The organism is Citromicrobium bathyomarinum (assembly GCF_021021475.1).
Lineage (GTDB): Bacteria > Pseudomonadota > Alphaproteobacteria > Sphingomonadales > Sphingomonadaceae > Alteriqipengyuania > Alteriqipengyuania bathyomarina.
Map to the genome: position 1 here is coordinate 1,251,674 of NZ_JAINWL010000001.1, position 15,793 is coordinate 1,267,466.

The window sequence follows — 15,793 nt, forward strand, 5'->3', positions numbered from 1 at the left end:
CGCATCAAGCCAAAGGGAATATACCACGCGTCCGATTGGCGATCGCTACCAGCGACAACATGACAGGCACTTCTACGAGGACGCCTACCACCGTAGCCAAAGCAGCTCCGCTCCCTAGGCCGAACAGGCCGATCGCAACCGCCACCGCCAGTTCGAAAAAATTGGACGTGCCGATAAGAGCGCAGGGCGCGGCTACTGCGTGCGGGACCTTCCACGCTTTGGCCCAGCCATAAGCGATGAAGAAGATGCCGTAGCTTTGGACAACAATGGGCGCTGCAATCAGCGCGATCAACAGCGGTCGGGCGACAATGGTTTCCGCCTGGAAGCCGAACAGCAGCAACACCGTCAGCAGCAGGCCGATGATCGAGAGCGGCTTCATGCGCCCCGTGAATTCGGACACCGCCGCTTCATCGCCGCCATGGGTCGCGAGAAGCCGATGCCGCACAATGGCACCGGCTGCGAGCGGCACGACCACATAGAGCGCGACCGAGAGCAGCAGCGTCTCCCACGGGACCGCAATGTCGGTCACGCCCAGCAGCAGCGCGACAATGGGCGCGAAGGCCACGATCATGATGAGATCATTCGCCGCGACTTGCACCAGCGTATAGGCAGGATCGCCCCTGGTGAGCTGCGACCATACGAAGACCATCGCGGTGCAAGGGGCCGCACCCAGCAGGATCAGCCCGGCGATGTATTGCTGGGCATCGGCAGGCGCGATCAGGTCGGCAAAGACGACCTCGAAGAACAACACGCCAAGTGCAGCCATCGTGAAAGGCTTGATGAACCAGTTCACTACCAGCGTGATGATCAGGCCCTTTGGCTTGTCACCGACGCGACGCACCGCGCCGAAATCGACCGCCACCATCATCGGGAATATCATCGCCCAGATCAGTACTGCGACGACAAGATTGACCGAGGCGTATTCGATGCCCGCTAGCGAGGCGAATAGCTCTGGCGCTGCATTGCCGAGCGCAATCCCGGCGAGGATCGCGCCGCCGACCCAGACCGAAAGCCATTTCTCGAACAGGCCTAGCCCCGCCGCGCGGGCGTCCATGTCAGCAGCTGCAGCGGTCATTGTTCATCCGCCTCGTGGCCAATGGCTTGCAGCTTTTCGCGCAGGGCAATCTGCTCGAAGCTGGCAATCGGCAGCGCCAGCATCAGGTCGATACGGCGCTTCAGCATGCGAAACGCATCGAGGAAGGCCGCTGCCTTCTCTGCATCGCTGCCCTCGACCGCCGCCGGATCAGGAATGCCCCAGTGCGCGGAAGTCGGACGACCCGGCCATACTGGGCAAGTCTCGGCCGCCGCGCTGTCGCAGACGGTGAAGATCAGATCGAATTCTGGTCCTTCGGCAAACTCGCTCCAGCTCTTTGAGGAATAGCCATCTGCCGGATAGCCCAGTGTCTTGAGCGTATGGATCGCCCAGGGATTCACTGTGCCGATCGGATTGCTTCCGGCGCTGTAGGCCTTGAATCGACCCTCACCGTCTTGGTTGAGGATTGCCTCACCCAGGATCGAACGAGCGGAATTGCCCGTGCACAGGAACAGCACGTTCAGCGGTTGATCTAACATCAGTTACCTCAGCAGCAGGACGTCTTGGCAGGTGCCAGTTGCGGCGCGCAGCAGGCGCCCAAAGTGGCAATGGCAGATGCGAGCTGGTCGAGGTCAGGACTGCCGCCATAGGTCGTGCTCTCGCCATCGGTCAGAAAAGCTTCCCAGACGACGCCATCTGGATCGGCGATCCAGCTCTTTTCCGACTGCGCGTAGCAGCAAGTCGTCGCGCCTTCTTCGAGCACCGGGCGGTCAGCAGCCTTGAGGCGGCCATAGACCTCTTCGAGCTCGCTCTTGTCCTCGACCTGCAAGCCGACATGCTCGATGCCTTTGGCAGCAGCCTCGCGCATCGAAATCGCGAAGTTGATGCGCGGATCTTCCAGCATCCACTTGGCATAGTCGGCCTTCACCACGTCGGGCTCGGCACCGAACAGGCTTGAATAGAAGGCAATAGAGTGGTCGATGTCGGTCACGCCGACATGCACGTGAAAGCGTTTCATCAGGCGCTCTTTCGTTGAGGAGAAGGAAAGCATTCGGTATCCTGGGAACAGGACATGCCGCCGCAGCAGTTCTCGGTGAGGTAGCCCATCAGGCCATTCATCGCGGCATAGTCCGCCGAATAGATGATCGAGCGGCTTTCGCGCCGCTGGGTGACCAGCCCCGCATTGCCCAGTTGGGCAAGGTGAAAGCTCATTGAAGACGGAGGCACTTGGAGTTTCTCAGCTAGCACCCCAGCGGCAACGCCTTGCTCCCCGGCCTGCACGAGCAGGCGGAATGCGGCGAGGCGATGCTCCTGTGCCAGAGCAGATAGGGCTCGGATCACGCGGTCGGCTTGCATCGCTCACTCCAATGATTCGATAACTATTAAAATATCGAAATGCCGAGAGAAGTCAAATTGCTTTCTGAACGGTTGCGAAATAGGCAGTACGGCCATGTTCGAGTGATTGAGAGGCAGTGGCGCGAAAACTAGCCTGTGTCCCGCCAACGGATAATGTCGGCAAACCCGATCAACCCGTCGAACAGCGCCGCGACGACGAGGGACTGTTTACAATGGACCTGGTAGCGCTCGCGGGCCATCTTAAGATGCTGAATGACGGTTTCGGTGCTGATTTCGAGTATCATGGCCGTTTCAGCTGCAGTCTTCCCTCTTGCAACCCAAAGCAGACACTCCCGCTGCCGATCGGTCAGGGAAGGGACCTTCTCATCGAACTTTTCTGAACTCAGGCCCAGCGCACAGCTCAAAGCCAGCGTCCCGATCATTTCCGCGACGGCGAAGCGCCGTCGGGGCAGTTCTCGCTCGGGTCGAACAGCAAAGGTGCAGGTGCCGCGCCCTATCCCGGGCAAATGCCGCGGAACAGTATAACCATTGCCAATTCCGCATTCCCGGCCGACATTGAGCATTTGACGGTCGCCGCGCGTGAGAGGGACGAGTTCGTCAATCCAGTCCCAGGCGAAACCGATGATGGTCTTGTCACAGGCTCTTCGCACCGGATCCTGCCCTGCGAGGTCGAAGGCAATATAGACTTTCGCCCATTCGTCGGGATAGTCGTGCAATAGCAGGCCCGGTGCCTCGCACGATGTCGAACGCATCTCCAGGCTAAGCGCGAAGTGGTCGAAGCCAAGGCGCCGGGAAACCTGTTTAAGCGCACCGTCGAGTTCAGTGTCCGAACGGACATTGATAAGTTCAGTTGCGAATTCCTCCGCGAGATATGCGTACATAGACCTGCCGTTCGATCGGCAGCACGCAATCCAACACGCCGCCACCTGACCGCCTGCTCGGTGCCGGATCAGACGGTTCCATTCCACCTGTTCCAGCAGTTGCAGTTGCGACCCTCAAGGTCCGGTTCCAATCCGGGCGCGCCGCAAAATTCAGCAGCATGCCCCACGAAAAACCATAGTGCATTCAGTGCGTTTGAAAAGAGCGGAGCCGGCTTTGGCGAAGCAAGCCGAGATAGCCGTGCGACGCCATTCGCCGCGCCTCAACCACGAGACGTTGGGTCTGGCGGCGTTGCGATGACGATTTCCAGTCAATGGCGCGCTGCGCGGACAATCCCCGATAAACAATGGTTCCAGCGATATCTTTTAGCATAACACCCTCAGGCGCCCGGGATAAAGCATCAAGTATGGCGAGCAGCAAGTGGAAGCGGTGGGACTGATAGGCAGTGGGCTGCAACTGGTTTCGCACGCTGGGAGCAGCGGAACCATCTACACAGCAGTGAAACGCATCGAGCGCCGCCAGCCTGATCGGAAACGACTGGTCCCGAGGGATCAGATAATTGTCTCCACCCAACCGGGCGGAGGCCATAACGAGCAGCCGATGGCGAGCGCCACCACCGGCGAGGACCAGATGATCTCCCGCATTGCTGGTTCGCTTGGAGATCAGGTCGCACGTTGCGCGCGCCGCCTTGACTGCGCGCCCACCGCCAAGAATTACCACATGAGCGTTTTCCTCGGCTTGCCAGATCGCCGGATGGCTGCGAGCTGAAAGGTCGGGATCAATCGGGAAATTCAAGGCCCCATGAACGCGCCATTCGGCGGCAAGCTGGGGATTGCGGGTCGAAACCGCTTTCGCTGGCGATCCGTGCGTATTGTTGCCGGTACGCGGCATTGCGGCGCAGGAATTCCTGCGCGAAATCCGAATAGTCGAATGCGCCTGTCCGGTCGTTGCTGTCAAATGGTCGATCCATGAAGCACCTCCTTTCTCGCCGATTTCGCTAGAGGCGCCAGCACCGCGCCGACATTCCATGACCTAGGGGGCCGCCTCCCCAATATTGGGCATATTTGATCAGGCGCTCGCCGAGACCGTTGCTTTCTTAGGGAAGGCGACGACCGCCGCCACAAGCGGGTCCAAAACGGCTCTACTTACCTCTTGCAAGCCATTTCTATGTTGGGCAGATTGACAGCGCGCGGATTGATATTCTGGCACCATCCGCGTGGATCTTTCCGCCGGACATCATGCACGCCGGTCCATCGCAGGCCCGGCGGCCGGACCGATCAAGGGGCACAAACTAGGCCCCGGACGGCGGCACAGACCTGGAACCCGCACGCAGTTCGCCACGGCGAACTCAGGTTGCGGTCGCCTCCAAGTTCGAAGCATGACTCAAATTGCCGCCGAAATTCGGCACCAATCTCCCCAGTGCGTGGGTCCCGCATATTGCGCTGCAAAGGTAAGCCGAACGGTCGGTCGCCGCCGCACACTCGATGCCCTCTACCGCGAGGAACGGGCTGGACTGATCGCCTATCTTGCGCGCCGCGTGGGCTCCGAACGCGCCCGCGACCTGGCACAGGACGTGTTCCTGCGTGCGGCGACCAGCAAGCAGCTGACGGAACTCGTCAATCCGGCGGGCTTTCTGAGGCGGATTGCATTCAACTTGATGGTGGACGAGGCGCGGCGGCAAAAGTGCCGGGTCAGGACCCAGCCACTTCTGGAGAACGCAGACGCGCCAAGCCGTGCTGCGCAAGAAGATGCCGTGCATGTCCGTGAAACCCGGCAAGCGCTGGAAATCGCGCTCGCAGAGCTCCCCGAAAAGTGCGCGCGTATCTTCGCGATGAACCGCTTCGAGAAGAAATCCTACCGAGAGATACATATCGAACTCGGCATCGCACTGCCGACGGTCGACTATCACATGATGAAAGCTCTTGCGCATTTGCGTCAAGCGCTGGGTCACAGTTGGTGACTGCAGGCATCCGGCCAAAAGGGACCACTCAAAATTTAATTTCAATTGAAACTAAGGTGCTCGCAAAAGTGAGCGTCATCTTCTGTAGCGGCCGGTCCGCGCCAAAACAGGGAGATATCAATGTCGTCGACAATTCGCACACTTTCCGTCCTTCTAACCGGGGCAGCATTTGCAGGTGCCGCTCCTCCTCTTTTCGCCCAAGACAGTCCAGGCGAACAGGCACAAGATGACGCTGCCGAGGTTGGCGATACAGCTTTGGACGAAGAGAGTTCCGCGATCGTTGTCACGGGAACGCGTATCCGAGGCGCACGGGTCGTAGGTGAAGTCATCGAGCTTGATCGCGAGACGATCGTCGAGACGGGCCAGGTGGACCTCGGCGAAGCGATCCGCAACCTACCCCAGAATTTCTCGGGCGGTCAGAACCCTGGGGTTGGTTCGGGCGGCGGCATCGGCAATGAAAATGTAAATTCAGCATCGTCTCCCAATCTGCGCGGGCTTGGGCCCGATGCGACGCTGACATTGCTCAACGGTCATCGCCTTCCATACAACTCGGCGTCCCAGGGCGTCGACATCTCCGCCATTCCGCTCGCCATTGTCGACCGGCTCGAGGTCGTCCCCGATGGAGCTTCAGCGCTCTATGGCTCGGACGCGGTTGGCGGCGTTGTGAACGTCATCCTGCGCCGCGACTTTGAGGGCGTGACAACCTCGGCCCAGATTGGAGCGAGCACCGATGGAGGCAACTTTCGCCAACAGGCCGACATAGTCGCAGGCACAATCTGGAACAGTGGCGGCTTCGTCTTCGCCTACGACTTCGCGAACAATTCCGGGATTGAGGCGAGGGAGCGCGCCTATGCAGGATCACTGCTACCGGAAACCTTGCTTTATCCCTCAAACCGGCGCCACGCCGTAACATTTTCGGCGCACCAGAGCTTGTCAGAAGGCGTGGAGGCCAATCTCGACGCGCTCTATTCGTATCGCGAATCAACCACCATTGATGGCACGCCGGCCCAGCGCATTCGGCGTGAGCCCGACCTCGAGACCTTTTCCGTAGCGCCGTCGCTGCAGTTTGACCTTGGGCCGAGTTGGAAGGCCAATCTCGCGGGTGTCTTCGGGCGCGATCGAACCCGCTTCCAGACCAGTTTCATTCCAGAGACAGGTCCGGCGCGCGTCTCTACGGGAAGCTACCTGCATCAGATCACCTCGCTGGAAATGGGTGCGGAAGGCCCGGTTATCACTCTTCCCGGCGGCGAGACGCGCTTGGCTGTCGGCATCGGATTTCGTAACAATCGACTCGAGTACTCTCTGGAAAGCGCGATCCTCAATGCGCAATTCGATGCAACGCAGCGGGCTCGCTTCGCCTATGCGGAACTGTATGTTCCATTCGTGTCGGGTCGGAACGCCGTCGATGGAATCGAGCAGCTAACGCTATCCGCTGCAGTTCGCTACGAAGACTATCCCGGACTCGACCAGCTCGCCACCCCGCGCCTTGGGATTACCTATTCGCCAAGTGGTGATCTGATGTTCAGAGCGAGTTGGGCACGCTCGTTCAAGGCTCCCACGCTTTTCCAGCAAAACATCTTTTCTCAGGCCATTCTGGTGCCTGCTGCGGTGTTCGGAGCGGGCACCGGCTCCGACACAGTCTTTCTGAGCGGGGGCGGCAATCCCAACCTCCGTCCCGAGCGCGCCCGAAGCTGGACGGCGGGATTCGAGTTCCAGCCTGCGGCAGTCCGAGGATTGACCGCCTCCGCGACGTGGTATGATATCCGCTATGACAACCGCGTCGTTGCGCCGATCGCTGGATCGATCGCAGCTGCTATCAACAATCCGGGCTATGCCAGCCTCATCGATTTTTCACCTGATCCGGCCGATTTGGCCGAACTCATCGCGGGTGCCCAGTTCGGATTGGAGAACTTTACAGGCCGCCCGTTCGATCCTGCAGATGTTGTCGTTCTGTTCGATAACAGGAACATCAATGTCGCGGCGTGGAGCGTAGAAGGGCTGGATGCCAGGATTGCCTGGAACCGCGATCTCGGGAATGACCGCTCGATAGGATTGGATCTCAACGGCAGCTGGTTGCGCAGCAGGCAAACCATCACATCCGAACTACCTGAAGTCCAGCTTGCCGGTACGACTTTCAACCCGCCCCGCTACCGCGCGCGTGGAGCAGCAAGATATCGGGCAGGCCGCCTTACCGCCAATGCGGCAGTCAGTTATATCGGTGCGCTCGTCGACAGACGGCTTGCAACCGTGCAGCGGCTGTCACCAAGCGCAACTGTCGATCTTGGCATGCACTATGCGGTCATTCGCGGCGACGACCGTGATCCCGGCCTCGAGTTCTCGTTGACCATTCAAAACCTGTTTAACGATAAGCCGGACGTGATCGGCCAAACCGGTCCCAACACAACACCCTACGATTCAACCAATTATTCTCCGATCGGGCGCTTCATCGCGTTTGGCGTAAGGAGGCATTGGTAATGACTGCGCTCCTTACCCTAGCGCTCAGCCTGACGATCGTGCCGACAGCTGAAGATCCGCCATCGGCCGAAGATCCGTGTGATGCACTGCCCATCGCCCAGGAAACGGCAAATGCGGAATTAGGTGAGTGGACAGTGGACGGACAAGTCCGGATTGCGGATATTGGCGCACCGGTCGGAACTCCCAATCGAAGTGTATTTGGCATCTCGCCTGACGACAGCCAAATTGCCTTCACCGTCCGTCGCGCAATTCCCGAGACGAATAGCTATTGCCAAAGACTGCTGGTCGCGCCGTTGAACGGCGAAGGTTCTCCAATCGAGGTGGCGCGCGGCGGGGAATTCATTCGCGACGATTTCCGGCTTCGCGACTTCACCGCGATACTGGCCGGTTGGCCTAGGACAAGCGCGCCGCGATGGTCGCCGGATGGCATGCGAATTGCGTATCTGAGGAGAGAAGCCGGTTCGACACAGGTTTGGTTGGCCAGCCCAACCGGGCAAACGGGTGCGGTCCGAGCAACCAATCTGGCCGACGATGTCGACGATTTCGCCTGGGCTCAGGACGGAATGGGTCTCATTGTCAGCACAAGGCCTGCAATTCGCCTCGCCGCCGCGGCAATCGCCAGCGAAGGCAGACGCGGCTTTCTCTTCGACGCGCGGTTTGCGCCGCAGGCAGCCGACCGACCGATACCGACCGGCCATGCCGATCCGATCTATACATGGGTTTCGCTTCGGGACGGGTCATCGCGACCTGCAACCGAAATGGAGCAGGTGCTTATTGCCCCGCCGCGACCGGCAGCGATACCGGACAACGCACGAAATGTTCGATCAGGAGAGGGTGGATTTTCGGCCTGGCTCGAAGCAGAGTTCCCCGAGCGTCTCCTCAGCCCGACGCGGCTGGTTCTGGCCGCTCCGGACGGCAGCCGAAAAGTCTGCCCTGTCACGCAATGCGACGGCATCCGAGAACTGTTCTGGTCGGCCTCGGAGCGCGCCCTTTTCCTCGTCCAGCGTACTGGATGGGCCGACAGCCAGACGGCATTGTTGCGCTGGGATCCCCGCGATGCTGCGCCTCGCCAAGTCCTGATTTCCGATGATGTGTTCATCGGGTGCGCCCCTCATGCCAACGAACTTATTTGCGGGCGTGAGGGCAGCACACAGCCTCGCCGATTAGTGGCGCTCGACATGCGAACGGGATCAGAACGACTGATCCACGATCCAAACCCGCAGCTTGAGAACATGGAGTATGGCTCCGTCCAGCGTTTCCGCTTCCGCCTGGCAAGCGGTGTCGAGAGTTTCGCCGACCTTGTCCTGCCGCCCACTCATCGACCTGGCGAACTGCATCCCCTGATCGTGGTGCAGTACCGGAGCCGGGGCTTCCTTCGCGGAGGAACCGGGGACGAGGTTCCGATCCAGCCTCTCGCCGCACGCGGATTCGCGGTCCTCAGTTTCGACCGGCCTGATTTCCCGCCAGAGGCGTATCTGGCAACAACCGATGCAGAAATACGGACATTGAGCGAAGATGACTGGGCGGACCGGCGCCAGGTGCAGGAAGCACTAGAGCTCGCTGTACGACGCGCCGTCGAGACTGGTGCGGTCGATCCAACGCGCATGGGGATCAGCGGATTCAGTGATGGCGGATCGACCGTCCAGTGGGCGCTGATCAACTCGGACCTTTTCCAGGTCGCTTCGATGGGATCGTGCTGCGAGGATCTCTACTCCTTCGCTCTCGCTGCAGGGCCACGGTTTACCGAGTATTTGCGGGACATGGGTTATCGCTATTTCGAGCCCGGTGCCGAAACATTCTGGGAGCCCATGTCGCTCATACTCAATGTGGACCGGATCGATGTTCCAATTTTGATCCAGGCAGGGGACAGCGAGTACGAAGGCAGCCTCGATGTCGTTGAAACCTTGTCGCATAACAATAAGGCTATCGAACTCTACGTGTTCCCCGATGAGTCTCATGTCAAATGGCAATCGTCGCATCGCCTGGCGATGTACGAGCGCGTCGTCGAATGGTTCGAGTTCTGGCTTATGGGCAGGCTGAACTGCAATCCTTCAAGAGAAGCACAGTACGCCCGCTGGAGCGCCATGGAGGGTGCCCCGCCCACACGCGACCTTCGCTGCCATGCTGAACCATTAGCGGGTCCATGAGCGAGCCCAATTCTCGGCTTCGAGCAGGTCAAGTATGCGACCGAACATGCTGTTGTCGTCTCGTTCATCAGTGCGCAGCGCGGCTTCCACGGCATGGCGGTCGATTACCCCGTTCGCGGCGAGCAACCCATCCAGCAAGCGCTCGGCGATCGAATTTCGGTTCAGGGCGAAAATTTGCCTTACGAAGCTGTCGGGTCCGGCCTTCGATGTTCTGGCCAGCACGGCAGGCGGCAATTCCTGTGCGAATGCCGCCCGGGCCAAAGCGCGGTTCCTGCCGCCGTGTGCCCATATCCAAGTCGGAACACCGAGACAAAACTCCATGAGCGGCTGACTCATTAGTGGCGAAAATCGAGGCGGGCCGGCGGCCAGTCCATGAATGTGGTTCTGTGCCCGCATGATCAGGACCATATGGTCGCGTTTTCCCGAACCTGAGATCCCTAGAGGACTCAGCCAGGGCACGAGTGGCTCGCTGTACGCAGCGTCAGTTCCGCAGGTAAGCAGACTCGCATCGACCGGCCAGCTTTCCCTCGTTCCCTTACCAAGCCGTCTGCGAAGAACTGCGGCGACCATGGTGGGGACCGAGCATCCGGTGATATGGCACATGTCAATCAGGGAGCGCAGCACGCCTGTCCCCAGACCCTCCGCTGCCAGCCGGTCGGCTACCGGCGCAGAGGAATGGAGGAAACAGAACAGATTGTCGCCTCCGTTGCCATCGTAGATGACCGAGGCGCCGAGGTCCGCCATCGCATCGACAAGCAAGGCGTCAAGAATGTGCTGGAATGAACGTCGGGCCGGTCGCGGCAACCCCCGGGAGGAAGACCTCGAAGGATCGTAAAACGCCGGGTCGTATATCCGTTCGACACACCGAACCCCGAACCATTCCGCCACGCGATTGGCGTATATGCGCTCGTCGCCGGACGGATCCGGAGTGGCGAGAGTAACGCAATCGAAGCGTTCGCCCGAATGGGCCAGAGCAGCGCAAATGAATGACGAATCGACGCCGCCCGATGCCGCTACGCTTGCTCTTCCAAACATGCCGCTCCAGCTTTGCAGCACTGCGGCGCCGAGCTCCTTCAGTTGCGCGGCGTAATCCGTGAATGCCGGGATCGGCATTCGTGGGAGAAAGTCGGTTGCATGCCATATCCTACGGATCTGCAAACCCTGGCGCGCGAGTAAATGCAGCGATCCAGGCGCGAGTTCGTCAATTCCCTCAAGACACGTTTTCCGGTGGCGTTGTTCAGGCCGTAGCAGGTGCGCGTGCAGCGCCGGGTACGAAACCGGCGTCTCCAATCCTCCCGCTTCCGCAATCAGGAGCGGGTCACTGGTCAGTATGACGTGCTCGGATGTGGAGAGAAGGTAAACGGGCAAGAGTCCGGAAGGATCGACCAGCACACCCATTGGCCCATTGCTCCAATCGCCTAGGATGGCGACATATCCACCCCAGACGTTGGCGACGAGATGCTTGGCGGCCTCCTCGGCTTCGGCCGGGGCCAACCCGAGTTCCTCGGCGGCGCGCACGCGGCGATATGTCGTTCGGGAAAAAGCGATCCCGATCAGGCAGCACTGTCGGTTCAGGAAATGGCAGGGCGTTTCGCTGTCACACCACAAGGCCGCGACATCGGAACAAACCTGACCCGGGGTTGCAACGATTGACGGCAAGATTTGGCCGTTCGCGCCATGAGGAACCGCAAGAACAAAACGTAGCGGTCTCATACGACAAGAATTGGTTCATAGCGGAGCACTTCTTCGACACTGTCGTTCAAGACCGTGTCTCGGTGCTGCGTCCAGCAGTGTGCTGCAAAAGGGGGTGTATGGACGCCGATGACGATCCGCGCCCGGTCGCCATATGCGGCAAGACAAGTCGCGAGAGCGATGGAGCGCGAAAGACACCGGTCCGCAGCGGTGCGCAACAATCGTGCATCCTCAAAAGCCCCGATACACCTGCGTCCCTTCTCACTGATCTCGAATTGGCTTTCCGACCTGGATTCGACAACGCTCCGTAATTGGGAAAGGACCAGCGCCAAAGAGTGTTTCGCGAGCCGCGCTTCAACGCGGCGTTGCATCCAAAGCGCTCTCGCGACTGCGGGCAGACTAAAGGTGTGCTCGGCGATTGCCGGGCTCGATTGTTCTGGGACGGTCCAGTCCGCAGGCCGGGCGAGGCTGCTCGGTTGGTGCCATTGCTTCTCGGGATACCGGCCAAGTTTTTCGAGACATCTGCGATTTTCGTCATCCGACAACCGAAAGTAGCGATCGTTGGAAACATCGAGAAATAGGAGCTGGCCATCCAAAATGCGCCACGCCAGTCCTTCGCGGTGGAGATCCATCGATTGGGAGCCCGAATCGGCGGGTCGCGCGGCAGGATTGCGCCGCACGGCCCGCCGAGGACTTATTCGTCGAGCAGGCCCGGGCTGTTGGCCAATTGCCCGCCGCTGGCGTCGATGTAGAAACCGACGGCGCCCTTGGTCTCAACCGAGGCCTTGCCGAGGTCGATAACCTCATTCTGGTTATGGTCGAACTCCTTCATGATTCACTCCTGTGGTTGGTATCGCGACTCGGACGTCGCAAGTGGAGAGTGAGCGCGGAGCGGAATTCAGACCAACTTATAATGGAATTATAAATACAGTGTGGTCGAAGATGCGACCGGGTGATGGAAACACCCGTTGGCGAGTGTATCGACACTTTTAGCTTTTCGCCTGGACATGCGTGTCGCCACCCGGTCGCTAGGAACATGCGTTCGCTACTTCACGATAAGGCCAATCATGCACGCGGAAACAGCGCAATTCTACCTACGTGTGCATTTCGCAAGTAAGAATGGCTTGGAAGAACCAGAAAAAGTTCCGATATTGTAGGTGCTTATTGTTTGGATAGTGCGCGCGATCCTCTGCGTGCCTTGGCAAAATCCCGGTCACTTGCAACAAAGCGCTCGATCATCGGCGGAATAAGCAGCTCAGGCACAGGCGCACCCTCTGATACCCCGCCATTGAGCACGGTCCCATATTCGATCAGCCGGCGATGGAGCCGGGCAGGGATTTCGATCGTTAACTTTACAGGCTTGCCATCGGTGATGTCGGAGAGTTTGAGCCGGGTCATGCTCCACCCTCCAGCACGATATCGCGCGTCACCAGCACCCGCACGGGAAAGCCGGGGCGGATCGTCAGCGTCGGGCGGATATCGAGCTCGCGTGCAATCACCTGCTCGCCAGCGCGATTGATGCTGTCCTGACTGCCGCGGCGAACAGCGCGCAGCAGATCATCATCTCCACCTGCGCCGAGTTCGCCACCAATCCCGAGCAAAATGGAAACGAGCGCCGCCTTGACGACACCGCCCCAATGGTAATCGACGCCGTCTTCCAGTCCGGCATAGCCCGAGGGATCGGCGACTGGCTGGCGATCGAGCACAATCGAGCGACCATCAGGCAGGATGAGCCTGTTCCAGGCCAGCAGCACCCGGCGTTGCCCGAACCCGACATCGGATTCGTACTCACCGATCAGGCGCGCACCCTGCGGGATCAGAAGATGCCGTCCGGTCAGGCTGTCATAGATATTCTCGGTAACCTGCGCGGTCACGAGGCCGGGCTGGTCTGAGCGGATGCCGGTGATCAGCGCTGCCGGAATGATCGACCCGGCCTGAAGCAGCGCGCCAGATGGCACCGCCTCAAGCCGCTGCACGGACGCTGTCCGCGTCTCGGCAGGCTGTTGGAGAAAACTTGCCCGCGCGGTCGAGACGGAGGGCTGAAATGGTACTGCCGGTTGTGGCCCAGCCCCCGAAGCTGCCGGACCAGAACTGGCAGCTTGTGTCCCGCCGCCGAAAAACAGGCGGCTGCCGCGCGCCGCCTCGCGTTCCTGTTCTAGGCGTTCGCGCTCTATTTCTTCAGGGCTCGGCGCCGCCCGCTGGGGCGGGACCGGAGGCGGGGCGCCGACAGGGGGCAGCGCGGCAATAGCACCGCGATCCTGCGCCTCGAGGATCGGTTGACCGAGATCGCCCGGCAGCGGCGGCCCTAACCTCGGAACCTGGGAATAGTCCGCCGGGGCTGCGGCAAGCCCGTCTGCCACAGCGATCCCGTCGGTGTTCACCAGCTCTTCGCCGCTGTCCTGTGAGGGCGGCTGCAGGCCGTAGAGCAATATACCGCCAAGGACGGTCAGACCCGCGGCGCTGGCAATGCCGATAGCCTTGCGCGACAGCCTGACCACGCGCGGTCTTTCCCCGCGCAATTGAACGATACTTTCGGCATCGGGTGGCGGCTCGGTCTTGCTTTCCTGGTTCACGACCGGCCCCGCATGCGGTTTTCAATCTTCACGCGGACCTGTCTGCGACCGGCACCCAGGCGCAGTTCGGCCTTGTGGAAGAGGCGGTTGACAATGAGATAGCGCCCGGAGACCCGGTAATTGACCAGCTCCGCTGCGCCATCGGCGCCCACCACGAAGAACGGGGGCATTTCGCCTTGGGCGATGTCGGGTGGAAACTCGACCAGGGTCCGCTGTCCGTCGTCGAAGACGCGAACGGGCCGCCAGTCAGGCTTGTCACCCGAGATGCGGTAATCGAAATTGAGCGCCTCCAAAGTGAACCCCTCGGTGACCGGTGCGGCTCGTGCCACTCGTTCTTCTTCGCTGCGCAGCGCGATCAGTTCGTCTGCCGGATAGGACCAGCTGACCGAGGCCATATAGGTGTTCGGGTTGGCGCGCAGTTCGATGTGGTAGGTGCGGCGGTCGGTATTGATGACCAGATTGGTGGCGATATCTGGCCGCGTCGGTTTAACGAGGATATGGACCCGCTGCGTCGCTCCCGAGCCGCTCAGCGTGTCGCCGATCATCCAGCGCACGGTATCACCTGCAGCGACCGGCCCGGGGCCGACCAGCGTTTCGCCCTCCTGCAAGGCGATGTCGGTCACCTGCCCGGGTTTGGCGTAGACCTGGAACAACGCACCTTCGCGATAGGCATAGCGCTGGATGGCATTGTCAAATCCGGCATTGTCCGGTTCGATCCTGGCGGCCTCGTTCGCCGCTCCCACATGGCTCTGAGGATCAGGGGCGGGGTCAGAGGCAGGGGAGCGGCGCGCGGCAGTGGGGGAGGCCTGCCGCGAGGGGGTGTTGGCATATGCAATGGCCTGAACAAGGCGGGAAGCATCGGCGAGGTCGGAGGCGGTGATCGCCCGCAATGCGGCCTGCGCCTGCGGCGCAGGCGTCGCTGCTGCCGGCGATCCGGCAAGGAGCAGAACGCCGGCTGCGAGCAGCGGCGGACGGGAGAGTTGAAGTAAATGGGTCATCAGCCAAGCTCCTTTGACCAGTTGATCGAGGTGACGAAGATCCCGAGCGGATTGCTGGTGAGCGCGTCGGGCGTTCTGGGAGGCTGGACGGCAACGCCGAGAATAGCGGTCCAGCGAGTGGTTTCGGCGAGCGCGCCGTCACGGTAGCGCCGCTCGACCCAGGCCACGCGAAAGCTGCGCGGCGAGGCACGGATCACGCTGGTGACATCGACCGCAACCTGTTCGCGGCCGATTGCCGCGAACGGGTCGTTGGCCCGCGCATAATCGTTGAGCGCCAAGGCGCCCTTGTCGCTGGCGAATTGGTAGGCTCTGAGCCAGTTCTCTCGCACCACAATTGGATCGTCGGGGATAGCGCGGACATGCTCGATAAACCGGGCGAGGTGAAAGGCGATCTGCGGATCGGTCGGCTCGTAATCCGCAGCGGCGGGAGCTACGGTGCGGGCCTCGCCCAGCCTGTCGACCTCGACCACCCAGGGCACGATGGTGCCGCGCGCATTCTGCCACACGAGCCCGCCGGTCAGCGCTGCCGACAGGCCGAGCGCACCGAAAAAGGCGTAGCGCCAACTCTTTGCCTGGACGCGCGCGGAACCGATGCGCTCGTCCCAGACCTGCGCCGCGCGCTGGTAGGGCGTCTCTGCTTGAGGCGTTTTTGCGTACCGGATCGAAGGCCGTTTGAACAT

The 15,793-nt window shown here is 60.7% G+C and carries 17 protein-coding genes; 3 read left to right on the forward strand and 14 right to left on the reverse strand.

Going from position 1 to position 15,793, the window contains the following annotated elements; all coding sequences use genetic code 11:
• Positions 1–4 precede the first annotated feature (4 nt).
• The 7 genes from arsB to K7H93_RS16130 all read right to left on the reverse strand — a co-directional run bounded on the left by arsB (position 5) and on the right by K7H93_RS16130 (position 4,238).
• A complete protein-coding gene (gene arsB / locus K7H93_RS06295) occupies positions 5–1,075 on the reverse strand; it encodes an ACR3 family arsenite efflux transporter (protein ID WP_054522831.1) in 1,071 nt (356 codons plus the stop codon).
• A complete protein-coding gene (locus K7H93_RS06300; RefSeq protein WP_029140661.1) occupies positions 1,072–1,572 on the reverse strand; it encodes an arsenate reductase ArsC in 501 nt (166 codons plus the stop codon). Before K7H93_RS06300 ends, arsB begins: the two co-directional genes overlap by 4 nt.
• Before the next feature lie 8 nt (positions 1,573–1,580).
• The gene (locus tag K7H93_RS06305) at positions 1,581–2,051 is read right to left on the reverse strand and encodes an ArsI/CadI family heavy metal resistance metalloenzyme (RefSeq protein WP_010240701.1); all 471 of its coding nucleotides are present in this window, start codon (positions 2,049–2,051) and stop codon (positions 1,581–1,583) included.
• Positions 2,051–2,389 carry an ArsR/SmtB family transcription factor gene (locus tag K7H93_RS06310; protein WP_010240699.1) on the reverse strand — a complete coding sequence of 113 codons (339 nt, stop codon included), beginning with the start codon at positions 2,387–2,389 and terminating at the stop codon, positions 2,051–2,053. The genes K7H93_RS06305 and K7H93_RS06310 overlap by 1 nt, the downstream gene beginning before the upstream one ends.
• A 128-nt stretch (positions 2,390–2,517) precedes the next feature.
• Entirely contained in the window at positions 2,518–3,270 is a 753-nt protein-coding gene (locus tag K7H93_RS06315) for a LuxR family transcriptional regulator (protein ID WP_054522832.1), read from the reverse strand.
• 184 nt (positions 3,271–3,454) lie between these two features.
• Positions 3,455–3,856: a DUF2285 domain-containing protein gene (locus tag K7H93_RS16125; protein WP_050775923.1), complete on the reverse strand. Its 402-nt coding sequence runs from the start codon at positions 3,854–3,856 to the stop codon at positions 3,455–3,457.
• Positions 3,857–4,046: 190 nt separating this feature from the next.
• Positions 4,047–4,238, reverse strand: coding sequence for a transcriptional regulator domain-containing protein (locus K7H93_RS16130; RefSeq protein WP_029140658.1), 192 nt, complete (start codon positions 4,236–4,238; stop codon positions 4,047–4,049).
• A gap of 408 nt (positions 4,239–4,646) precedes the next feature.
• Between K7H93_RS16130 and K7H93_RS06325 the strand changes: the two genes are divergently transcribed.
• From K7H93_RS06325 to K7H93_RS06335, 3 genes are all read left to right on the forward strand, one after another.
• Complete coding sequence (locus K7H93_RS06325) at positions 4,647–5,228, forward strand: RNA polymerase sigma factor (protein ID WP_082379135.1); 582 nt, start codon at positions 4,647–4,649, stop codon at positions 5,226–5,228.
• Between the two features lie 120 nt (positions 5,229–5,348).
• Positions 5,349–7,703: a TonB-dependent receptor plug domain-containing protein gene (locus K7H93_RS06330; protein WP_082379134.1), complete on the forward strand. Its 2,355-nt coding sequence runs from the start codon at positions 5,349–5,351 to the stop codon at positions 7,701–7,703.
• A complete protein-coding gene (locus K7H93_RS06335; RefSeq protein WP_230782938.1) occupies positions 7,703–9,850 on the forward strand; it encodes an Atxe2 family lasso peptide isopeptidase in 2,148 nt (715 codons plus the stop codon). The genes K7H93_RS06330 and K7H93_RS06335 overlap by 1 nt, the downstream gene beginning before the upstream one ends.
• Here K7H93_RS06335 and K7H93_RS06340 read toward each other — a convergent pair.
• From K7H93_RS06340 to trbF, 7 genes are all read right to left on the reverse strand, one after another.
• Entirely contained in the window at positions 9,836–11,509 is a 1,674-nt protein-coding gene (locus K7H93_RS06340; RefSeq protein ID WP_197273853.1) for an asparagine synthase-related protein, read from the reverse strand. The genes K7H93_RS06335 and K7H93_RS06340 overlap by 15 nt on opposite strands.
• Before the next feature lie 50 nt (positions 11,510–11,559).
• Entirely contained in the window at positions 11,560–12,174 is a 615-nt protein-coding gene (locus tag K7H93_RS06345) for a lasso peptide biosynthesis B2 protein (protein ID WP_010240191.1), read from the reverse strand.
• A gap of 62 nt (positions 12,175–12,236) precedes the next feature.
• Complete coding sequence (locus K7H93_RS06350; RefSeq protein WP_010240188.1) at positions 12,237–12,374, reverse strand: benenodin family lasso peptide; 138 nt, start codon at positions 12,372–12,374, stop codon at positions 12,237–12,239.
• 329 nt (positions 12,375–12,703) lie between these two features.
• Positions 12,704–12,940, reverse strand: a complete 237-nt coding sequence (locus K7H93_RS06355; protein WP_010240186.1) for a DUF2274 domain-containing protein — start codon at positions 12,938–12,940, stop codon at positions 12,704–12,706.
• Positions 12,937–14,115 carry a TraB/TrbI/VirB10 family type IV secretion system protein gene (locus K7H93_RS06360; RefSeq protein ID WP_230782939.1) on the reverse strand — a complete coding sequence of 393 codons (1,179 nt, stop codon included), beginning with the start codon at positions 14,113–14,115 and terminating at the stop codon, positions 12,937–12,939. Before K7H93_RS06360 ends, K7H93_RS06355 begins: the two co-directional genes overlap by 4 nt.
• Positions 14,112–15,113 carry a P-type conjugative transfer protein TrbG gene (gene trbG / locus K7H93_RS06365; protein WP_230782940.1) on the reverse strand — a complete coding sequence of 334 codons (1,002 nt, stop codon included), beginning with the start codon at positions 15,111–15,113 and terminating at the stop codon, positions 14,112–14,114. Before trbG ends, K7H93_RS06360 begins: the two co-directional genes overlap by 4 nt.
• Positions 15,113–15,793 (reverse strand): conjugal transfer protein TrbF, encoded by a 681-nt coding sequence (trbF, locus tag K7H93_RS06370; protein ID WP_010240179.1) that lies wholly within the window; start codon positions 15,791–15,793, stop codon positions 15,113–15,115. Before trbF ends, trbG begins: the two co-directional genes overlap by 1 nt.